The sequence below is a fragment of the Rhizobium sp. CF080 genome (assembly GCF_000282095.2).
Taxonomy (GTDB): Bacteria; Pseudomonadota; Alphaproteobacteria; order Rhizobiales; family Rhizobiaceae; genus Neorhizobium.
The window spans coordinates 1,054,437-1,075,467 of record NZ_AKKC02000002.1 but is presented as its reverse complement, the minus strand read 5'-3'; the positions used below and the strand labels follow the sequence as shown (position 1 = coordinate 1,075,467).

20 protein-coding genes are annotated in these 21,031 nt (G+C 62.4%); 10 read left to right on the top strand and 10 right to left on the bottom strand.

Annotated features, from left to right (window positions below; translation table 11 throughout):
* Positions 1 to 8: 8 nt before the first annotated feature.
* The gene (locus PMI07_RS06315; RefSeq protein WP_007769848.1) at positions 9 to 935 is read left to right on the top strand and encodes an NADP-dependent oxidoreductase; all 927 of its coding nucleotides are present in this window, start codon (positions 9 to 11) and stop codon (positions 933 to 935) included.
* A 6-nt stretch (positions 936 to 941) separates the two neighbouring features.
* Here the strand turns inward: PMI07_RS06315 and PMI07_RS06310 are convergent, their stop codons facing one another.
* The gene (locus tag PMI07_RS06310) at positions 942 to 1,748 is read right to left on the bottom strand and encodes an aspartate/glutamate racemase family protein (RefSeq protein ID WP_024163610.1); all 807 of its coding nucleotides are present in this window, start codon (positions 1,746 to 1,748) and stop codon (positions 942 to 944) included.
* A gap of 99 nt (positions 1,749 to 1,847) precedes the next feature.
* Here PMI07_RS06310 and PMI07_RS33480 point away from each other — a divergent pair, with 99 nt between their 5' ends.
* Entirely contained in the window at positions 1,848 to 2,390 is a 543-nt protein-coding gene (locus PMI07_RS33480; protein WP_007755718.1) for a winged helix DNA-binding protein, read from the top strand.
* On the opposite strand, the gene PMI07_RS06300 is transcribed toward PMI07_RS33480, so the two are convergent.
* The 6 genes from PMI07_RS06300 to PMI07_RS06275 all read right to left on the bottom strand — a co-directional run bounded on the left by PMI07_RS06300 (position 2,369) and on the right by PMI07_RS06275 (position 8,125).
* On the bottom strand, positions 2,369 to 3,160 hold the full coding sequence (locus PMI07_RS06300; protein ID WP_007755719.1) for a cyclase family protein: 792 nt from the start codon (positions 3,158 to 3,160) through the stop codon (positions 2,369 to 2,371). The genes PMI07_RS33480 and PMI07_RS06300 overlap by 22 nt on opposite strands.
* Positions 3,157 to 4,401, bottom strand: coding sequence for an SDR family NAD(P)-dependent oxidoreductase (locus PMI07_RS06295; protein WP_007755720.1), 1,245 nt, complete (start codon positions 4,399 to 4,401; stop codon positions 3,157 to 3,159). Before PMI07_RS06295 ends, PMI07_RS06300 begins: the two co-directional genes overlap by 4 nt.
* Complete coding sequence (locus PMI07_RS06290; protein ID WP_007755721.1) at positions 4,398 to 5,576, bottom strand: thiolase family protein; 1,179 nt, start codon at positions 5,574 to 5,576, stop codon at positions 4,398 to 4,400. Before PMI07_RS06290 ends, PMI07_RS06295 begins: the two co-directional genes overlap by 4 nt.
* The gene (locus tag PMI07_RS06285) at positions 5,576 to 6,001 is read right to left on the bottom strand and encodes an organic hydroperoxide resistance protein (RefSeq protein ID WP_007755724.1); all 426 of its coding nucleotides are present in this window, start codon (positions 5,999 to 6,001) and stop codon (positions 5,576 to 5,578) included. Before PMI07_RS06285 ends, PMI07_RS06290 begins: the two co-directional genes overlap by 1 nt.
* A 71-nt stretch (positions 6,002 to 6,072) precedes the next feature.
* Positions 6,073 to 7,686: an AMP-binding protein gene (locus tag PMI07_RS06280; RefSeq protein WP_007755728.1), complete on the bottom strand. Its 1,614-nt coding sequence runs from the start codon at positions 7,684 to 7,686 to the stop codon at positions 6,073 to 6,075.
* A 10-nt stretch (positions 7,687 to 7,696) separates the two neighbouring features.
* On the bottom strand, positions 7,697 to 8,125 hold the full coding sequence (locus tag PMI07_RS06275; RefSeq protein WP_007755732.1) for a hypothetical protein: 429 nt from the start codon (positions 8,123 to 8,125) through the stop codon (positions 7,697 to 7,699).
* Positions 8,126 to 8,528: 403 nt separating this feature from the next.
* On the opposite strand from PMI07_RS06275, the gene PMI07_RS06270 reads away from it, so the two are divergent.
* The 5 genes from PMI07_RS06270 to PMI07_RS06250 all read left to right on the top strand — a co-directional run bounded on the left by PMI07_RS06270 (position 8,529) and on the right by PMI07_RS06250 (position 15,075).
* Positions 8,529 to 10,064 (top strand): ABC transporter substrate-binding protein, encoded by a 1,536-nt coding sequence (locus tag PMI07_RS06270; protein WP_007755735.1) that lies wholly within the window; start codon positions 8,529 to 8,531, stop codon positions 10,062 to 10,064.
* Positions 10,065 to 10,145: 81 nt separating this feature from the next.
* The gene (locus PMI07_RS06265; RefSeq protein ID WP_037085663.1) at positions 10,146 to 11,162 is read left to right on the top strand and encodes an ABC transporter permease; all 1,017 of its coding nucleotides are present in this window, start codon (positions 10,146 to 10,148) and stop codon (positions 11,160 to 11,162) included.
* Position 11,163: 1 nt separating this feature from the next.
* Complete coding sequence (locus PMI07_RS06260; RefSeq protein ID WP_007754475.1) at positions 11,164 to 12,021, top strand: ABC transporter permease; 858 nt, start codon at positions 11,164 to 11,166, stop codon at positions 12,019 to 12,021.
* Between the two features lies 1 nt (position 12,022).
* The gene (locus PMI07_RS06255) at positions 12,023 to 13,900 is read left to right on the top strand and encodes an ABC transporter ATP-binding protein (protein ID WP_007754477.1); all 1,878 of its coding nucleotides are present in this window, start codon (positions 12,023 to 12,025) and stop codon (positions 13,898 to 13,900) included.
* A complete protein-coding gene (locus PMI07_RS06250; RefSeq protein ID WP_197032461.1) occupies positions 13,897 to 15,075 on the top strand; it encodes an alpha-hydroxy acid oxidase in 1,179 nt (392 codons plus the stop codon). Before PMI07_RS06255 ends, PMI07_RS06250 begins: the two co-directional genes overlap by 4 nt.
* A gap of 16 nt (positions 15,076 to 15,091) precedes the next feature.
* Here PMI07_RS06250 and PMI07_RS06245 read toward each other — a convergent pair whose 3' ends face one another.
* A complete protein-coding gene (locus PMI07_RS06245) occupies positions 15,092 to 15,796 on the bottom strand; it encodes an EthD protein (protein ID WP_007754484.1) in 705 nt (234 codons plus the stop codon).
* A 379-nt stretch (positions 15,797 to 16,175) separates the two neighbouring features.
* Here PMI07_RS06245 and PMI07_RS06240 point away from each other — a divergent pair, with 379 nt between their 5' ends.
* Entirely contained in the window at positions 16,176 to 16,973 is a 798-nt protein-coding gene (locus PMI07_RS06240; protein ID WP_037085660.1) for an ABC transporter substrate-binding protein, read from the top strand.
* A 79-nt stretch (positions 16,974 to 17,052) separates the two neighbouring features.
* Positions 17,053 to 17,727: an amino acid ABC transporter permease gene (locus PMI07_RS06235; RefSeq protein WP_007754488.1), complete on the top strand. Its 675-nt coding sequence runs from the start codon at positions 17,053 to 17,055 to the stop codon at positions 17,725 to 17,727.
* Positions 17,728 to 17,745: 18 nt separating this feature from the next.
* Here PMI07_RS06235 and PMI07_RS06230 read toward each other — a convergent pair whose 3' ends face one another.
* Positions 17,746 to 18,261, bottom strand: coding sequence for a MarR family transcriptional regulator (locus PMI07_RS06230; RefSeq protein ID WP_007754490.1), 516 nt, complete (start codon positions 18,259 to 18,261; stop codon positions 17,746 to 17,748).
* 70 nt (positions 18,262 to 18,331) lie between these two features.
* Positions 18,332 to 19,909 (bottom strand): NAD(P)/FAD-dependent oxidoreductase, encoded by a 1,578-nt coding sequence (locus PMI07_RS06225; protein ID WP_007754492.1) that lies wholly within the window; start codon positions 19,907 to 19,909, stop codon positions 18,332 to 18,334.
* Between the two features lie 315 nt (positions 19,910 to 20,224).
* Between PMI07_RS06225 and PMI07_RS06220 the strand changes: the two genes are divergently transcribed.
* A complete protein-coding gene (locus tag PMI07_RS06220) occupies positions 20,225 to 21,007 on the top strand; it encodes a cyclase family protein (protein WP_007758445.1) in 783 nt (260 codons plus the stop codon).
* Positions 21,008 to 21,031: the final 24 nt, after the last annotated feature.

Sequence of the window (21,031 nt, the reverse complement as noted above, 5' to 3'; positions counted from 1 at the left end):
GTGACGACGTGAAAGCCATCCAGTACAGCGAACACGGCCCGGCCGATGTCATGCACTATGTCGACCTGCCCGATCCGGTCGCCGGACCGGGCCAGATCCTGGTGAAGCTCGAGGCTGCCAGCGTCACGCCCTTCGACTGGAAGCTCCGCGCCGGATATCTGCAAAGTCACTTCACCCTGCCGATGCCGAGTGTGCCCGGCCGCGACGGTGGGGGCACGGTGATCGCCATCGGCGACGGCGTCACCGAGTTCAAGGTAGGCGACCGGGCCGCGATCATGGCCGGCGTCTTCGCCCAAGGCGGTTATGCGGAAATGATCGCCGTCGATGAAAAGCATGCTGTCAAAATTCCGGACAACCTCTCGACCGTCGATGCGGTGGCGCTGACCAATGCCGGCTTGAGCACCTGGATCGCGGTGCGGACTGCCGAAGTCAAATCCGGCGACAGGGTTCTCGTCCATTCCGGTTCAGGCGCAGTCGGTGGAATGCTGGTCCAGCTCTGCCACCACCTCGGCGCCCACGTCACCGCCACCTCCCGCTCGACCAATCGCGATTATGTGCTCGGTCTCGGCGCCGACCGGGTGATCGCCTATGACGAGGAGGACTTTTCCGAACGCCTCACGGATCAGGATATCGTCTTCGACCTGATGGGCGGCGAAGTCCATGACAAGTCCTACAAGGTGCTCAAGAAGGGCGGCCATATGGTCTGGCTGGTCGCCGACCCGATCAGGGATCGCGGCGAGGAATTCGGCGTCAAGGTCACCCGCGCGATGATCACCGACGACAAGTCGGCGCTTCAGTCGATGATGGACCTCGCCGGCGCCGGCCTGCTCAAGCCCCAGGTCGCCCGCACCATGCCCCTGTCGGAAGCGGCCGAAGCCCATCACCTGATGGAAAAAGGCTCCATTTCGCGCGGACGGCTGATGCTGACGATGTGACGTTCTTCAGGTGCCGCTCGGAAACAGTGGCGCCTGACGGCCGTTGGCGACGAAAGTCCGGAAATCCTCGATCGCATGCTCGTTGGCAAGCGAACAGAACGGCCCGCGGCTAACCTCGATGCCGTTGATCTTCTGCAGCCGCACGTCCATCTCGGCGCTCTTCAGCGCCACCGCCGCCGTATTGACGACCGGCGCATGCAGGACCTTGAACCCGTATTCGCCGCCGACCAGAAGGCCCGGTAATACACCCGCCGGCACCACGACGTCGGCGCCGTCCCGCACCAGCGGCTCGGCGCAGGCGGTGAAGTTTTCAAGCATCCGCCGCCGCGCATCGTCGTCGCCCGCAAAGGCGGCGCTGAAATCCGAAGGCTCGCAATTCATGCCGACGACATGCTTCACGCGGCCGCCGAGACCGTAAAGGTCGGCCTGCTCGTAATGCCAGACCTGGAAGACGTCATCGAGGGTGACCAGCGCCATGCGCCGCCCGAGCCGCGCGGCATAATGCATGCAGACCTCGCCGGCACCGATCACCGGAATGGTCAGCGCCGACTTGAGTTCGTAGAGTCCGGGATCCTGGAAATGGCCGATGACGACGGCGTCATATCCGCGGCTCGCCGCTTCCAAGCCATTGTCGATCGCGATCGCTGCGCAGCGGAATTCCGCCAGCCGCCCGAAATGCCGGTCCGGCGGACTGATACCGAAGACGTCCACCACCGTGCCCGGCTCGGCAATGCCATTCAGGTAGTCCGAGAGCCGCTTCATGTAGGCCGCGCTCGAAGAGGCGTCGATGAAGCTTTGCCAGAAGATGCGCATGTTCCCCTCGTTCTGTTCGTTCGACGAGCGCGAATTCGCACTCGTCAAAACACCAATTTAAGGCTTTACTCCCGTTGCAGGAACCACCCGGAGAACCGCATGATTTTGCCGACCACGCCCGAAAACCCGCTGAGCGATACGACCGTCGAAATGTCGGAAGCCGCGCTGACGGAGTTCGAATGGTCGCTCTGGCGGATTTCCGCCGCCTTCCTGCGCTGGCAGGCGGAGTGCTCCAGCGAACTGGCCGGCGCGGGCCTGAGCGGCCTCGACACTGCGATCCTGCACACGATCCGCTACCGCAACAAGCCGAAAGGGCTTGGTGAAATTTCCCGTCTGCTCGGCCGCGACGACACCGCCAACATCCAGTATGCCATCAAGAAGCTGCAGACCCTGCTGCTGATCGAACGCGTAAAAGGCCGCTCGCGCAAGGACACGCTCTACACGCCGACCCGCAAGGGCACCAAGCTCGCCCAGGATTACCGTGCCGTGCGCCGGCATCTGCTGATTTCGCTGATCCAGAAGATGGACCATGCGGAACAGGGACTTGGCGGAGCGACGGAAATGCTGGAACTGCTCACAAGCTTTTACGACACCGCCGCCCGGCGCGTGGCGAGCGGTTCTCATCCCGTCGAGCGCTCCTGAACGAGCGCCAGCACGCGCAAGGGGCTGCCCGAACCGTTCTGAATCTTCAGCGGCGCGGCGACGATCATCGCACCCGTCGGCGGCAGTTGGTCGAGATTGGTGAGGCATTGCAGCCCGTAGCGGCCGGCGCCATGAAGGTAATGGTGCGCCGGATATGGCGGCGAAAAATGCCCGGCTTGGCCCGCATCCGTGCCGATCGTTTCCGTCCCGAAACCGATGATATCCCGCTCTGCCACGAGCCAGCGCATCACCTCCGCATCCGGCCCGGGCGTATGGGCGCCATCGGCCGTGAGATTGGCATAGGCGGTCCCTGACTTCTTCGACCAATCGGTTCTGAGCAAGGCCCATGAGCGCGCCGGGATGCGGCCATATTGCTCTTCCCACTTCATGACATCCGAAACGGTCAGCAGGAAATCCGCGTCCTCGCTCGCCTGCCGCGAACAATCGATCACGCAGGCCGGCGCGATCATATCGGCCGGCGGCAGGGTATCGACGGAATTGAGCGGCAGATCGCGGCCCGTATACCAATGGATCGGCGCATCGAAATGCGTGCCCGTGTGCTCGCCGAAGGAGAGGTTGTTCCAGTACCAGGCCGGCCCACCGCCATCGTAGCGGGAGATCCTTTCCATGCGGAACGGCGCGGATTGCCCGAGTTCCGGCGGCATGACGATGACCGGGAAATCCGGCGACAGCGTGTGGGTGAGGTCAACGACGCGGACCGCACCGCTCGCCAATGCTCCGGCGAATTTGCTCAGAATATCACCGCTCATTGGCCAGCCTCCCGCTCGACGGCTTTCGGATTGTCGAACAGACGCGCCTCGATATCCTTGGCGACATCGCCGACATAGATGTCTTCCAGCCCGCGCTTCAGCCCGTCGAGAACGGCATCGGCCACGGCCTTTGGCGCCACCTTCGGCGGCGGCACCGTCTGGAACCATTCGGTATCGAGCGGCCCGGTGAATGCGTTGATGACCCGGATGCCGCCCGGTCTAAGCTCGGTGCGCAGCCATTGCGACAGCGACAGGCACGCCGCGTGCGCGGCGGAATGGACGCCGAACTGCGGCACGTTGCTGAGCCCATGGACCGAAAGCACGTTGACCCAGGCAACGGCTCCGGCCGCACCGTCGGCGCCGCGCGAGCGCATCACCGGCCCAAAAGCCTGGGCAAGGCGCATCAGTCCCATCACGGTATGATCCATTGCCTCCCGCGCCGCATTGGCCGCGCCCGCATCGAAAAGATGCGCGGGCCGGACATGATCGGCCGTGTTGACCAAAATCTCGACCTTGGCGCCGATATCCATCGCCAGTTCCTGCACGGAACGCTCGCTCGTCAGATCCAGATCGACGAATTCGACGCCCTCGATCGCCGCCAGCAACGCCTGCTGGTCAAGAGGTTTCCACCGATCGGCCACACCGACGAAAATCCTCGCCGCTCCCGCTTTCTTGAGAGCCTGCGCCATTGGCAACGCAAGCGGGCTGCGCCCGTCGGTGATCAAAACCCGCCGGTGCCTCGGGTCGGCGGTCATCTCGCGCCATTGGGGATCGTCTTCCATGTGCGGCACCTCCAAAACGGGTTTGGCGAAGAACACGGCCTGTCCCGCCCGGTCCAGCTGCAACGACAGCTTGAGCTGACTACCAGGTCCGCCGCAACCGCCATGCAGGTGCACGATAACAATCGGCCCGCAGTCGAGCTGAACCAGCCCGGTGCGCCACGGCATATGCTCGCGGAAATAAGGATCGCTGGTGACCTCGATCTGCGTTTCCGACAGCAGCGAACCGCCGGTCGGCGCGTCCCTGAACGTCAGGTCGGACGAAAGGCAGTTCGGGCAGGCCTCGCGTGCCGGATAGGTGTAGCGGCCGCATTCGCCGCAGCACTGCAGCACGAAGCGGCCGGTCGCGGCAGCGAGCGTCAACCCGTGCGCCTTGCGGCTGCGCGCTTGAGGCGGCAGCAGCGGCTGCGTGGTGCGGGCGAGCGGGTTCTTCCGCTTCGGCTTGAGAAAGGGTCCGGTCATGATGCCCTCGCCAGAATGGCGGCCGCAGAAGCGAGCCCACGGTCGTAGTTGATCATGCCGAAACCTGAAACCAGCCCGAGCTTCGCATCTTCGACCTGCCTACCGTCTGCCGTCCCCAAAAGCTGACGCATCGCTTCGGTAAGCCCAAGATGTCCACCCGCGGCTCCCGCCTGGCCGACCGAAAGCTGGCCGCCGGACGTGTTGTGCGGAAAGGACCCGTCAATCGTGAACGTGTGATGGCGCACGAAATCCGGCCCCTCGCCCTTGGCGCAAAAACCCAGATCCTCGAACTGCATCATCGAGATCACCGCATAATCGTCATAGGTCTGGACAAAATCCATATCGTCGGGCGCCGAACCGGCCATGCCGTAAAGCTCGTCGCGGTCGACCACCCAGCCGCCGCGCACCTGCACCGGATCCTCGGCAAACGCATTGTGCCGCTCGATGGCCGACAGCAGCCGTACGAAGGGAAGCCCAAGCGAAACGGCCGTCTCCTCGCGCATCACCAGAAAGGCTTCCGCACCGGCGCAGGGCATGACGCAATCGAACAGATGGAACGGTTCGGCGATCGGCCGCGCCGACATATATTGCTCCAGCGTCAGCGGCTTCTTCATCAGCGCATTCGGGTTTTTAAGCGCATTGTCACGCTGCGCGACGCAGAGCTTGCCGAAATCCTCGCGCTTCGCACCATAGCGATCCATGTAAGCCCTGGCGATCAGCGCGAAACTGCCATTGGCGCCGCCGGCACCGTAGGGATAGACGGCATCCTGAGAAAACCGGGAAAAGCCGGCCAGCAGATGGCGGAAACTGTCGACCCGGTTGGTGTCGGCCGCGACGCAGGCAACGATATCCGCATCACCCGCCTGCACTGCCCGTGCCGCCCGGCGAAGCGAGACGATACCCGCGGCTCCACCCATCGGCACGTGGTCGATATGGCGCGGGGAGAGCCCGAAATGCTGGGTCAGACCGACCGCGACATCCGGTCCCATCGTGAAGCTCGCAACCGAAAAGCCATCGAAATCCCGATGGCTGATGCCAGCGCCTTCCGCCAGCGCCCTCAGCGCCTTGCCCATCCACCAATGCGCGGTTTCGATGGAAAACCGCTGGTAGGGTACCGTCACCGGCACCGCCAGAACCACGCCGTCATAAGATTGCCGCGCGCGGGACAAGGCCATCAGGCCACCGTCAATTTGACGTCGACATTGCCGCGCGTCGCATTGGAATAGGGGCAGCGCTGATGCGCACCGGCGACGATCTCTTCCGCGACCGCACGCTCGATGCCGGGCAAGGACGCCACGAGCTCGACCGCCAGCGCGTAACCGACCGGCACCGGGCCGATGCCGACCTTGGCGGTGATCGAAACGTCATCCGGCAGCGCGATCTTGCTGGTGCGTGCCACCAGCTTCACCGCGCCGAGGAAACAGGCCGCATAACCGGCGGCGAAAAGCTGCTCCGGATTGGTCCCCTCGCCCCCTGGGCCGCCGAGCCCTTTCGGCACCGAGAGATTGACGGCAAAGCTGCCGTCCGTGCTCTGCGCTTTTCCTTCCCGACCGCCATGCGCGGTAACGGACGTCTCATAGAGGATCTTTTCCGGGGTCATGCGTGCCTCCATATCAGGTTTTAAGCTGTGATTTATGGTATATCAGAAGTGATGAGGAACCGTAAGGGAGTTCATCCCGCCTTGCGGATCGATGCCTTCAGCTTCCTGAGGTCGATCGCCGAACCGTCCTCGACCGCCTTTGCCGCCATCGTCTTGATCTCGCCGCGCTGCAGCTTCTGGGTCGAACTCACCGGCAGCCTGTCGATGAAGACCACGTAGCCGGGCAATTTGTGATAGGCGATATGGGCGCCGGCAGCCTCGATGATCCGCTTCGCCTTCTCGGCCGGCTCGCCCGCTCCGGCGGTTTCGCTTTCAACGATGAAGGCAAAAACTTCCTCGCCGCGCAGATCGTCCGGCACGGGCGTTACCGCTGATGCCTTGACCGACGAATCCTTGGCAAGTGCGGCCTCCACTTCCAGCACGGCGATGTTCTCGCCGCTGCGTCGCACGATGCTCTTCTTGCGGTCGAAGAAATAGAGAAGCCCCTTCTCATCGGCATAAACGACGTCGCCGGTATGGAACCAGCCGCCCTCCCATGCCTCCTCGGTCGCCTTTTCGTCCTTGAGATAGCCGCTGAAGAAGCCGTCGCGCGGGTTCGCGCCTTTTGCACGCACCAGCAGTTCGCCCGGCTTGCCGATCTCGGCGTCATTCCCCGCATCGTCGACGATGCGGAAGTCCATGCCCGCGCGCGGCCGGCCGATGCAGCGCAGGCCTGGCGTATAATCGTCCGCCGCGGTGGTGGTGACGGCCCGGCCGCCGGTTTCGGTCATCGCCCAGGCCTCGACGATCGGGATGCCGTATCGCGCCTCGAATTCGATCTTGTGACGGGCATCGACGCCCGGTCCCAGCGCGAATTTCACCTTGTGTGCCCGCTCGGCTTCAACGGCCGGGAGCTGCAACAGGATCGCGGGAATGACGCCCAGGCAATGAATGATCGTCGCGCCGGAATCGGCGATCGACGCCCACCAGCTGCTCGAATGGAACCGGTCGAGGGGCACGATCGCGCCGCCCTTCATGATCATCCCGACCGCCGTGCAGCCGAGTGCATTCATGTGGAACATCGGCAGCGGCGTCAGCGCCACTTCGGTTCCCTCGCCCATCTCGGCGATGCCGCCCTGCGTCGTGTACCATTCGGCGATGCCGATGAAATAGATGTTCGAAAGGATGCAGCCCTTGGGCTTGCCGGTGCTGCCGGAGGTGAAGAGCAGAGCGCATTCGGCATCCGGGCCGCCGGGTCGCGCCTCGCGCATTTCCGGCGAAGGCGGAATGTCGTCACCGGCCGCGATCACCGTCACCTTGCCCGGCGATACATCCCGCAGATCATCCAGCCGCTCGCGGATCACAACCATCAGCGAAGCCTCGGCCATATCGAGCTGAAAGAGCAGTTCGTCACGGCGCAGATCGGGATTGATCGGCACGATCGAAACGCCGATGGCGTTCAGCGCCAGCCAGTAGTCGAAAAATTCCGGACGGTTTTCGAGGAGGAGGGCCACGCGAGCTCCGATCCCATATCCTGCCGCCGCGAACGTCTGCTTCAGAAGACTGACGCGCGTAAAAACCTCGCCGTAGCTATAGCGAAAGCCCTGAGGCGCATAAGGCAGCTTGGCGCTGGCCGGTGCGATCAGCATCGGCGCACCCGGGCTTTTCAGTGCCTGGTTCTCGAATAGGAGGTAGGGAGAATGCATGGTCCTGTCCTTATGCCCGTTCCAAGATGCCCTTGATCAGGAACATTTCTGCCTCGTGGATCGTGCCGAACTGGATCCACTCCGCATCCGTCTGCGTCTCCAGGCGCCAGGTCAGCAATGTCACCACGCACTTGTCCGGCCCCATGCGCAGCAGTTCGCCGGGGATGACACGAGACATGTTGCGAAACTGCATGGCGTCCTTGGCCGGGCCGACCTCGTAATCCACCTGGAAGCGGGGCCGGTCGACATTGAGCCGCACGAATGTCTGCTTTCCAGTAAAGGTCGAGGTGCCGCAGAAGAGACCGGGCTCCAACTCGGTTCGATTGAGGCTGCCCCAGGCCCACTGGCCCTGTTTCAGCCCGTCCGACATGAGTTCGAAGGCGACCGCCGCCGGGCGCTCCACCATGATGCTGCTGGAATGACAATGCGGATCGATCATGAGCGTCCCTCTTTCAGTCGCGTTGAGGCGTCATTTCTTCAAAAGACATTTTAAGCATAAAATAATTGGAAAGGACGTCAACGGGTTTTTACGAAACCCGCTTTTGCCCCTCCATCTGGCGATCACCGCTCACTGGCCCTCAACCTGAAGGCTTGCAAAAAGCCCGGCATTTCGGCCCTCTACACGCAGAAGTCGACGGGCTTCTCAATTTCTCACGATCCGAAATTTTAGGCTTGAAGTAATTTATATGTCGTTCTACGATCCCCTCAATTGTTAAGGGGACGACCGCGAAAAGCGGGTCAGAATAAAAATCGAAGCCCCTGGCAGGATTGCAGGCTTGCGTTTCACCAACCGCCGCAGGTCCGTCGGTCGCAATCGACGGGCAGAAACCAGAGGGATCGTCATGACTTTTGAAATCGACCGCAGAAATCTCCTGCAGATGCTCGGCCTTGCCGCGGTCAGCGGCTCCGTGCTCTCGCAGGCCAACTTCGCCTTCGCACAGGGCGCCGACAACGTCACCATCGGCTGGCCGAGCGACGTGCCGTCCTGGGACCCGAACCTCCGCTTCGTTCCGGATGCGCAGCCGCTCTTCAAGATGGTCTTCGACCAGCCGCTCGATCAGTCGCCGGACCTGAAGCTCATCGGCAATCTCATCACCAAATGGGAGTTGAAGCCGGATGGCCTTTCGATGCCGTTCGAGATCCGCAGCGACGTAAAGTTCCACAACGGCGATCCGATGACGATGGAGGACTTCAAGTACACCTTCGTCGACCGTATCAAGTCCGGCCTCAAGCTCGACATCGCCAATTCCTGGCGCACCCTGACCGACATCGAAATCCTTTCGCCGACATCCGGCGTGATGAAGTTCTCCGCCCCGACTCCGACCGCGCCGCAATGGCTTGCCTTCCTTGGCAGCTATCTCGTGCCGAAGAAATATATCGAATCCGTCGGCCCGGAAGAATTCGCCAAGAAGCCGGTCGGCACGGGCCCCTACAAGCTCGTCGACTACCAGATGAATTCGCGCATCGTGTTCGAGCGCAACGACGATTATTTCGGCACCAAGCCGAAGATCAAGCGCGTCACGATCGACATCATCAAGGATCCGTCGGCCCGTACCGCCGCCATCCAGTCCGGCCAGGTGGACTTGACCGTCAACATTCCAGTCCGTGAAGCCGAGCGTCTCGGCAAGACGGAAGGCCTGACCGCCGAGATCAATCCCTTCACCCGCCTGATCCTCCTGCAGATGCGCAACGACAAGGGCTTCACGGACATGGCCGTCCGCCTCGCCGCCCATCATGCCATCGACAAGGCTGCGCTTTCCAAGGCCTTCTATGGTGGCGCCGCAGTACCGCTTTCGGTCCCGGCCACGCCCGGCACGCCCGGCTACCTGCCCGACTACAAGTTCGCCTATGACCCGGAACTGTCGAAGAAGCTTCTGGCAGATGCCGGTTACACGGCCGACAAGCCGGCGACCTTCACGCTCGCCGCCACCAACGGCCAGTTCCCGAGCGATTTCGATATCGCCCGCGCGCTTGTCCAGATGTGGCAGAAGGTCGGCCTGAAGGTCGAGCTGCAGCAGATCGAATATTCCAAGTATTTCGAGCTGAACCGCGGCGGCCAGTTGCCGGAAGCCACGCTTTACAGCTTCGACAACGCCACCGGCGACCCGGAAATCTTCTCCGGTTACCTGATGAACCCGAAGATGCCGTTCGGCGCCTGGAAGGGTCCGGAGATCGGCGACAAGATCCTCAAGCTCTTCGTCGAACCGGTCTATGAGAAGCGCATCGCCGGTTATAAGGCCGTCGCGCAGGAAGCTGTCGAAACCGGCGCCAATATTCCGATCCTGCAGAGCGTCCAGACGCTGGTCAAAAAGAAGAGCCTCAACTACGTCAAGTATGGCAATGCCTGGGTCCTGGGCAGCACCATGTCCTGGTCGTAAGCGAAGATCTGACCGATCTGTTTTATTGGGTCCGGAACTGATCCGGACCCCTTCCCTGACATCGTAATACGGGGCATGCGCATGTTTGCGACCATTGCCAAGCTTTTGGTAAAGCGCGTGCTGACCGCGATACCGATCCTTCTACTTGTTTCCGCGCTTCTCTTCTGCATCCTGCGCATCCTGCCGGTCGATCCGGCCGCCATGTCCCTGCCGCCGAATGCGACGGTCCAGGAAGTCGAGGCGATGCGCACGGAAATGGGGCTCAACCTGCCGCTCTACCAGCAGTACGGCATCTGGCTGAACAAGCTCTTCCACGGCGATATCGGCCGCTCCATCCACTTCCGCCAGGACGTGACGAGCCTGATCGGCTCGACGCTGCCCGCCACCATCGAACTGGCCCTCATCGCCATGGTGGTCGCCACCGTCTTCGGCCTCGCCGGCGGTCTCTTCCTGTTTTACGTGCGCGGCACCCGCGCCGAAGCGGTGATGGATTTCCTCTCCATCCTGCTGCTCTCGCTGCCGGAATTCCTCTGGAGCCTGTTCCTGCTGTTGATCTTCGGCGTGTTCTTCGAGGTCCTGCCCTTCACCGGTCGTCTCAGCCCCGGTTTCGAGCGCCCGGTCGTCACCGGCTTCCTGCTGCTCGACAGCCTGATCACCGGCAAGATCTCGACCTTCCTCAACGCGCTCCAGCACATGATCCTACCCTGCCTTGCGCTTGGGATCGCGCTTTCGCCGTCGCTGATGCGCGTACTGCGCTCGAGCCTGCTCGACGTCTACCAGGACGACTATATCCAGCAGGCGCGCCTGCGCGGGCTTTCGGAAAAGCGCATCCTGATCCGCCATGGGCTGAAGAACGCCATCCTGCCGACACTCAGCCTGATGGGCGTGCAATTCGGTTTCCTGTTCGGTGGCACGCTGCTGGTCGAGATCATCTATTCCTATCCCGGCATGGGCAACCTGATGGTCGATGCGATCCGCAACGCGGACCTGCCGATCATCCAGGGCGCGGGGCTCACCTACTGCATCGCCGTTCTGGTGATCAGCATCGTGGTCGACAGCCTCTACATGATCCTCAACCCGAAACTGAGGGCGCGCTGACATGCGACCGATTCCGCTCTGGCTGAAATCCGGCCGCGTCCAGACAGGCCTGGTGATCATCTTCATCCTCGGCATCTGCGCGATCTTCGCGCCCTATCTGGCGCCGAACGATCCGAACGAGCAGAACCTGCTCTCGATCCTGACGCCCCCTGTCTGGATCGATGGCGGCGATGCGATGTTTCCGCTCGGCACCGATAGCCTCGGCCGCTGCGTCCTCTCCCGCCTGATCTTCGGCGCCCGCGTGGCGCTAACGGTCGCCTTCAGCGCCTCGATCGGCGCGATGATCATCGGCGCCTTCTTCGCCCATGTCGCCGGTTATTTCGGCGGCTGGGTCGATTGGGTGATCGGCCGCGTCGTCGAGATCTGGCTGTCCTTCCCGCCGGTCATCCTGTCGCTCATCCTCATGGTGGGCCTCGGCACCGGCCTGCGCAATGTCGTGCTCGCCATCATCCTGGTCGACTGGACACGCTTCTGTCGGGTGCTGCGAAGCGAAGTCATCGTGCTTCGTCAGCGAGATTACGTCTCCGCCGCCCAGCTCGTTGGTTTCTCGCACTGGCGCACCATCACCCGCGAAATCCTGCCGGGCACGCTGCCGCTGCTCATCACCCTGATGAGCCTCGAAATGGGCGTCGCCATCATCGTCGAAGCGATCCTCTCCTTCGTCGGCATGAGCGTCGGCTCGGAGACCGCTGCCTGGGGCCAGATGATCGCCGATGCGCGCCAGAACATCTACGAGGCCCCGTTCAACCTGATCGCCCCGATCTTCGCGATCTTCTTCGCGGTCTTCGGTTTCAATATCCTGGGTGACGGCCTGCGCCGCACTCTCGATACGCGCCTGACCCAGACGGAGCGCAGCTGACATGGCCATTCTTTCAGCCCGAAATCCCATTCTTTCAGCAAAGAATCTCTGCGTTGAATCGCTCGGAGCCAAGGAAAGCTTCCCGGTCCTGACGGATCTCAACTTCTCGCTGGAACCCGGCAAGATCCTCGGCCTGGTCGGCGAATCCGGTGCCGGCAAGTCGATGATCGGCCGCACCATCTCGCAATATCTGCCGAAGGGTTTTGCGGTCACCAAAGGCACGCTCGCCTTCGACGGCGAGGACCTGGTGAGCATGCTGCCGGAACGACGCCGCAACCTTCTCGGCCGCGACATCGCCTTCATCCCCCAGGAACCGCTTTCCGGCCTCAACCCGGTCCTGACGGTCGGCCAGCAGATCAAGGAACACCTGCTGCGGATCGGCCTTGCCGCCGGAGAGAACTGGCGCGAGCGGGCGCTGAAGGAATTCGAGGCGGTCCACCTGCCGCATGGCGCGGCACTGCTGGAGAAATATCCGCACCAGCTTTCCGGTGGCATGTGCCAGCGCATCCTGATCGCCATGGCCTTTTCCAGCCGCCCGCGCCTGTTGATCGCCGACGAACCGACCACCGCACTCGACGTCACCATCCAGGCCCGTATCGTCAAGCTGATCGCCGAAATGCAGAAGCGCGACGGCACGGCGGTGATCTTCATCACCCACGACCTGCGCCTCGCATCCCAGATCAGTGACGAGATCATGGTGCTCTATGCCGGCCGCCCCGCCGAGCGCGGCCCCGCCAAGCAGCTTTTTTCCGCACCTGCGCATCCCTATACGCGCTGCCTGCAGCTCGCCAACCCGAACATCACAGGCCCCCGCCGCGGTCTTTTCATCCTGCCCGAGCGCATGCCGGGCCTGCGCGTGCTGAAAGAACTGAAGGGCTGCCGCTTCGCCTCCCGCTGTCCGAACGCGATCGAGGCCTGTACTCAGACCGAGCCGCCGCTTGCCGATATCGGCCCGAACCATATCGCCGCCTGCATCCGCACCGAAAAGACGCCGGACATCGTGCCGCCGCCGTTGGCGCCCGGCCGCGAGATCGCATCGAGCAAGATCCATCTCAATGGCGAAAAGCTGACCAAGGCCTATACGACCGCCTGGAGCCCGTTTGCCAAGCGCAGCAGCTTCAAAGCCGTGAATAGCGTCGATTTCACACTCGGCGAGGGTGAGTTCGTCGGCATCGTCGGCGAAAGCGGCAGTGGCAAGAGCTCGCTCGCCCGCCTTGTCGTCGGCCTCGATACGCCGACCGACGGCAGGATCACGCTGGCCGGCCGCGACATCACCGCCAACGGCCATGCCGACAGGGCCTATCGCCGCGAATATATCCAGATGGTCTTCCAGGACCCGCAATCGGCACTCAACCCGCGCCGGCGGATCGGCAGCATCGTCACCCAGGCGAACGAGGCAAGCGGGCTGCACAACAGTACCCGCGAACGCATGGACCGCGCCGCCGAACTGCTGAAGGAAATCGGCCTGCCCCCGGATGCGTCGATGCGCTTTCCCTCGCAGCTCTCGGGCGGCCAGAAACAGCGCGTCAACATCGCCCGCGCGCTCTGCACGCTGCCCCGCATCCTCGTCGCCGACGAAATCGTATCCGGCCTCGACGTCTCGGTACAGGCCCAGCTTCTGGACCTTCTGCTGAAGCTTCGCGACGAGCACGGCTTCTCGATGCTGTTCATCAGCCACGACCTTTCCGTCGTCCGTTATCTCTGCGATCGGGTGATGGTCATGTATCGCGGCGAGGTGGTGGAAAGCGGCAGGACCGAAACCGTGTTTGCCAATCCGCAGCATGCCTATACCCGTAGCCTGCTCGCCGCCGTGCCGCCGGATGACGTCAACGCCGAGTGGTCGCCGGTATTGGCGGAAGCCGGCTATCAGGTCGAATGATGGCGATCGCCGGACGGAGATACTATAGCGGCAGGAATGTCGGCCGCGCCGTCACGATCGCCGACCTCCAGGCCATGGCACGCAGCCGCCTGCCCGCCTTCGTCATGGAATATCTCGAGGGTGGTGCCGAGGACGAATGGACGCTCCGCCGCAACCGCGAAGTCTTTTCGGAAATCGAGTTCCGACCCTCGACGCTGACCGGTGTGGGCGTGCCCGATCTTTCGACGAAGATCTTCGGCCGGACGATGCGGCTGCCCTTCATCATCGCGCCGACCGGCTTCAACGGCCTTTTCCAGTATCAGGGGGATCGGCTGCTGGCTGAAGCCGCCGCCAAGGCTGGCGTCACCTTCACCCAGAGCACTGTCTCCAACATGCGGGTCGAGGAGCTTTCCAACATCCCCGATCTGAACCACTGGATGCAGCTCTACGTCTTCCGTTCCCAGACCTTCATGAACGAACTGGTCGGCCGCGCCGAAAAGGCCGGCTGCCAGGCGCTGATGGTGACGACCGACGCGGCGACATTCGGCAACCGCGAATGGGACCGCCGCAATTATCGCTCCGGCATGGACCCGACCTTCCGCCACAAGCTGGATATCCTCTGCCATCCGCGCTGGGCGCTTTCGGTCATGGCCCGCGGCATTCCGCCCTTCGGCAATCTGCTCGATTTCCTGCCCGCAGATCAGCAGACTTTCGCCCGCACGGCCATCTGGTCGCGCGAGCAGGTGGAGCCGGACCTTCACTGGAGCCACATCCGCCACCTGCGGAAAATCTGGAAGCGCCCGCTGATCATCAAGGGCGTCATGACGTTGCGCGATGCGGAACTGGCCGTCGATGCGGGCGCAGATGGCATCGTCATCAGCAATCACGGCGGACGCCAACTCGACGGCGCACCTTCGCCGATCACCATCCTGCCGAAGATCGCCAACAAGCTGAAAGGCAGGATCACCATCCTCGCCGACAGCGGCTTCCGCCGCGGCACGGATATCGTCAAGGCCTTGGCGCTTGGCGCCGATGCGGTCATGACCGGCCGCGCCGCGCTCTACGGACTTGCGGCCGGCGGCGAGGCGGGTGCGGCTCGCGCCATCACCATCCTCGAAGAAGAAACCCGCCGCACAATGGCGCTTCTCGGCTGCCGCTCTGTCGCCGATCTCGATCGCGATCATATAAAGCTCTGAGCGGCCTCACCGTCCGTCAGGGGACGATGATCTGCGTCTCCATCGGGAAGTGGGAATTACCGCCTTCGAAAGGAGGGAAGGTCTTGAAGTCCTCGCGCATGGCGATGCGCGCCGGCGATTGCAGCGCCGCCTGGAGTGCGGCCGGGCTGTCGAACATCACCCGGTTGCGCTGCATGTGGTTGACCCGCTCCCAGGGAAGGAAACCGCACCAGTCGATCCGCGACAGGACCTCGATCTTGCGGATGCCCGGGAAGGTACGCATCACCGGCGGATGATGGCTGACATAGTGATGCATCCAGACGTTCAGGTCTTCGGCCGGGCCGGTATAGTGCACCACGTAGGAACAGGGATTGCCGTTCGTCGCGATATCGAGCTTGGCGTCGTCGACCGGAAAATGCCGCGCATACATGGCCTGCTGCGTGCCCTTCGCGCCACGGATGCTCGAAAGCACGCCGGAGGCAGCAAGCTGGTGCAGATGGCCGGCCGGGGCCATTGCGTCTTCCAGGTCCGTCAGGTCGTTGAAGTAGAGCTGCATGCCGAAGATCGGCGACTGCTCATCCTTGTTGTACATGTCCTTGGTGACTTCGGGAGTATAGAGATTGGCAGCGGTGAGGCCGGGTGTCAGCTTGACGATCTCGGCGACCGTCTCGACATCCGCCTTGCTCACCGCGAGCTGGCTTCCGTCGACATTCTCGAAAAAGGCGAAATAGGCAAAACGCATGGCTTGGTTTCCTGCTTGTCTATGAGGCCGCAACGATTGCCGGCGGCCTCTGTTCCCGCGGTGGTGATTCCACTATCGAGCCGACGGAGGGAAAAAACAAGTTTAAACCTAAACTATTCTGTCTTGCTGTTTTAGTCATCAAAATAGACCAGCAGAGACATGATTTAAGCTTCAATCTTTCCGCTTGAAACTTTCCGGATTTTCCATCACGATCCCTCCCAATCACGCGTCGAAACAGGATATGAGACGACGCTGGACTGCGCTTGGGAGAGAGCTTGCGTCAGGTTCATTCATCCATCGACGGCAAGAAGAATTGCATCGGATCCGGCAGAGAAAAACGCCCGCCGGTCACAAAAGCAGAGGGAACGAAATCATGACCATGCCCCTTTTCCGCCGCGCCCTTTTAGGCCTGGCGGGTGCCGCCGTCCTGTCCGTCGCAAGCGCCGGTTTTGCCTCCGCTGCAGCGCTTGCCGTCGGTTCCTATCCGAGCAACCCGCCCTTCGAATACAAGACAGCCACGGGCACGTTCGAGGGCTTCGAAGTGGACATCGTCAATGAGGTTGCAAAGCGCCTCGGCATGACGGTCGAGATTTCCGACCTCGGTTTCCAGGCGCTGTTCGCAGCTACCTCCTCCAAGCGCATCGATGTGGCGATCTCCTCGATCACCATCACCAAGGAGCGCCTCGGCAGCCAGTCTTTCACGCAAGCCTATTATGATGCCGACATGGGCATCGCCACCCGCAAGGAAGCGACGGTTTCCAAGGTCGAGGACCTGAAGGGCAAGGTCGTCGGCGTGCTGGCCGGCTCCACCGGCGACAAGTGGGCCAAGGACAACAAGGAAAAATACGGCATCACCGACATCAAGAGCTACAATGCTCAGCAGGACCTGCTGATGGATCTCTCCGCCGGCCGCGCCGACGTGGCCGTCAGCGACGTTCCGGGCATGGAATATGCCTTCCTCAAGATGAAGGATCTCGCCGTCAAGGTGCGCATCAAGACCGGCGAACAGTACGGCCTGATGATGACCAAGGACCATCCGCTGCTCGCCAAGGCGAACGACGCCATCACCGCCATGAAGAAGGACGGCACGCTAGCCGCGATCCACAAGAAATGGTTCGGTTCGGATCCGGCCGCCGGTTCGGCATCCGCCGTCGAACAGCCGCTGCCGAAGCCCTGAGCCGGCTATCGATACCGCAAATCCCAGTTATGCCGGCCGGCGACGGCCGGCATTTTCGTGAGCATAGAGGCACCAGGAAATGACCCTCCTCGATACATTCTTCAATCTCGGGGTTCTCGGCGACGCGTTTCCGGCGCTGCTGCGCGGACTGATCAACACCTTCCTACTCGGCGTCGCCGGCATCGGCTTCGGCATTCCCATCGGACTGGTGATTGCGCTTCTGCGCCTCTACGGGCCAAAGCCGGTGCGCTATCTGATGGTGCTCTATATCGACATCTTTCGCGCCGCACCGATGCTGGTGGTGCTGATCCTCATCTATTACGCGCTGCCCTTCGTCGGTATCCGCCTGTCCTCCTGGACGTCCGCAGGGCTCGCCTTCTCGATCGTCATGGCCGCCTATTCGGCGGAAATCTTCCGCTCCGGCATCGAAGGCATCCCCCGCGGCCAATTCGAGGCCGCCGCGGCGCTCGGCCTGCCCTTCTCCGTCACGCTCCGAAAAGTCGTGCTGCCGCAGGCAATCCGCATCGTCATCCCGCCGATGACCAACAACTGCGTCTCGATGTTCAAGGATACCTCGCTTGCCTCCACCGTCGCGCTGCCTGAACTCCTGAAGGAGGCGACCGACGCGCAGGCGCTCTATGCCAACCCGACGCCGCTGATCGGCGCCGCACTGATCTACATCGCCTTCCTCTGGCCGATGGTACGGCTGGTCAATCTTCTCGAACAACGCTTCAACAAGGAAAAGAAACGCTGACGGCGGCGGCGGCCAAGCTTATTCGAAGGCGGCGCCGGAGAGATGGTTGTTGGCGGAGGTCTTGACCGTGCCGATCTCCGACCACAGAGCCGAAACCATGCGCGGATCGACATCCGCCATCATGTCCTGCAGCCAGCCCTCATGCGCCGTGGCCATCGCCGCAAACAGCGTCATGCCGGCCTCGGTGAGTTTCGCGACGGTCACCCGCCGGTCGCCGTCCGGTGTCACCCGCTGCACGTAGCCGTCCGCTTCCAGCCGCTCGACGAGGCCGGTGACATTGCCGTTGGTGACCATGGTGCGCTTGGAAAGCTCGCCAAGCCTAAGCCCGTCCTTTTCGCGGTAAAGCTGCGCCATCAGGTCGAACTGCGGCAGCGTCGCGCCGAATTCGGCGCGCAGGCGGCGGCGGATTTCCTGGCTGATCAGCTTGGTCGTGGACAGCATGCGCAGCCACAGGCGCAGCTCGGGCTTCGAGCGCCCCTGGGCGCCCTGAACGATGATCTCCAGATCGACGTTGATCGCTTCCGCTTCTACCATTCCGAATGCAGCCTCTGTCACCAGTTCAAGGTCTAGAAGCAGATATTTGAAATGTCAAAGGTTCGTGCGCTCAGTGTTTGCCGGCCAGCATCTTCGCCAGCATGAAACCAGAACCCGCACCCGTCCCTGCACCTGGCCAGGTGGAAGCGCCACAGAGATAGAGCGACTTCACCGGCGTCTTGTAGCGCGAGTAACCCGCCACCGGCCGGAACAGGAAATTCTGATCGAGATGGTGGCTGCCGGAGAGATTGTCACCGCCGATCAGGTTTGGGTTTTCCCGTTCCAGATCGATCGGAGAGAATACCGCGCGACCAAGAACTTTCGATCTTGTGCCCGGCGCATAGGTTTCGAGAATGTCGAGCACGCGGTCGGCATAGGCGTCCTTCACCTCATCCCAATCCGTGCCCGCGATGATCCCGGCCGCATCGCCACGGATCTCTGCCGGCAACACGCGCACCTGAACCCAGAGCACATGCTTGCCATCCGGCGCACGTGACGGATCAAGCGCAGTCGGCTGGCCGACGACCAATGCCGGCTCCGCCGGCAGCAGACCGCCCATGGCTTCGGAATAGACCCGCGACATCATCGCCAGATCCGGTGCCACATGCACATAGGCATAGTCCTTCAGCGCCTCGCCGGCCCTCCAGTCCGGCAAGCCGTCCATCGCCAGATGGATCATCATCGTGCCCGGGCCGGCGCGGAATTTTTCGATTCCGCGATCGAATGCCTCCCGGGCCGGATCAGCCGCCATCAGCCCGCCAAACAGCAGCTTGGGGTGCGCATTCGAGATGACTGCCTTGCGGGCGGTGATGACCCTGCCGTCGGCAAGTTTGACGCCCGTTGCTGTCCCGTTCGTTGTCTCGACCCGCTCGACTGGCGTGCCGAGCATCAACTCGCCGCCCTTCGCCTTCAGAAGCCCGGTCATCGCCTTGATGATCGTATCGGCGCCGCCCTGCCCGATCACCATGCCGAAAGCCTGGTTCGCCATGCTTTCCAGATATGGAAATAGTGCTCCACCGGCGACATCCGGCGCAAAATCGAGATGCAGGCCCCAGGCGCTCATCATCGCCTTCACCTTGTCGTTCCGGAACCGCGCATCGAGAAAATCGCGGGGCGAGGCGAGCAGCATGCGCGCCGTGTCGTAAAGCCAGCTGCTGCCCTTCTCCCGCCACGCCTTCCAAACCACCTTTGCCGCGGCAAGCGACGGCATCGGCGAACCGAGCAGCCCAAAGATATGCGGAGCGTCCGAGCCGAATTCGGCAAACAACTTTCGCCATGCCGCTGCATCCTCCGGAGAGATCGCCGCGATCGCGCCGGCCGTCTCTCCGAGATCGGTCGAGACGCCGAGATGGGTTCCATCCCGAAAGACGCTGGCGAAACAGTGCTTGGCAGGCACAAAGCCAAGACCCTGTGCAATCAACTCGTCCTTGTAAGCGGCAAAGAACGGCGAGCCGGCGAACATCGACAGGTTCATCGCCGCGAAATCGTGCCGGAAGCCCGGCAGCGTCAGCTCACGCGTTTTCACTGCGCCGCCCGGCTCTTCATTACCCTCGATGACGGCCACCGACCAGCCTTGCGCGGCAAGATGGATAGCGCTCGCAAGTCCGTTATGGCCGGCCCCGATCACCACCGCGTCATAAGCTGCCATCACCCGCCCCTGTTCCCATTATTTATCCATATGCATACATTTTCTGGAAACGGCATCAAGGGCGGGCAACAGGTCGGCAGGCGAATAGCGGGCTACACCTGCACTCGATCGAGTCAGCAAATGGCTACTTCACATGGAAATGGCGGGTATTTCCCATATAAAACGGCCATGTAAATTTGCCCGCCACAGCCCTCCCCGATTGCTTGCATCCTCATATTTTCTGCAATAGGCTCGCTCATCGGTTAGCGGCAACCGGAGAGGAAACCGGCCTGCCGCCCGGCTCACGAAACCGGTCATTCAAGGGAACCCGGCACCATGTCTTCCAGCACGCTCACCAGTCTCGCTTCCGCTCTTCTTTCCGGCTCGGTCAAGGTCGTCGACCTGACGGCGCCGCTCGGGCCGGATACCCCCGTTCTCTATCTGCCGCCGCAGTTCGGCAAGAACACGCCGAAGGTCGCCGTCCACACGATCTCCGAATATAACGAGGACGGTCCGTTCTGGGCATGGAACTGGCTGGAGCTCGGCGAGCATACCGGCACCCATTTCGATGCGCCCTGTCATTGGATCACCGGCAAGGACAAGCCGAACAACACGACCGACACCATCCCGCCGCAGAATTTCGTGGCGCCGGTCAATGTCATCGACCGCTCCAAGGAAGCTGCGGAAAACCCGGATTATCTGCTGACCGTCGACAGCATCAAGGAATGGGAAGCCGAGCATGGCGCCATCGAAGCCGGCAGCTGGGTGCTGATGCGCTCCGACTGGTACAAGCGCAACGGCTCGACCGAAACCTTCCTGAATGCCGACGAGAATGGCCCGCATTCTCCCGGCCCGACCGCCGAAGCGATCCAATACCTGATTTCGAAAGACATTATCGGCTGGGGCCAGGAAACCATCGGCACCGACGCCGGTTCTGCCGGCGGCATGAACCCGCCCTTCCCGGCCCATAACCTCATGCACGGAGCCGGCAAATACGGCCTCGCATCGCTGTCGAACCTCGACCAGCTGCCGCCGAAGGGCGCCGTGCTGATCGCTGCCCCGCTGAAGCTCGTCAAGGGCACCGGCTCGCCGGTCCGCGCCCTCGCGCTGATCGCCTGATCCAATCGAAGGGCCGGACCGGAA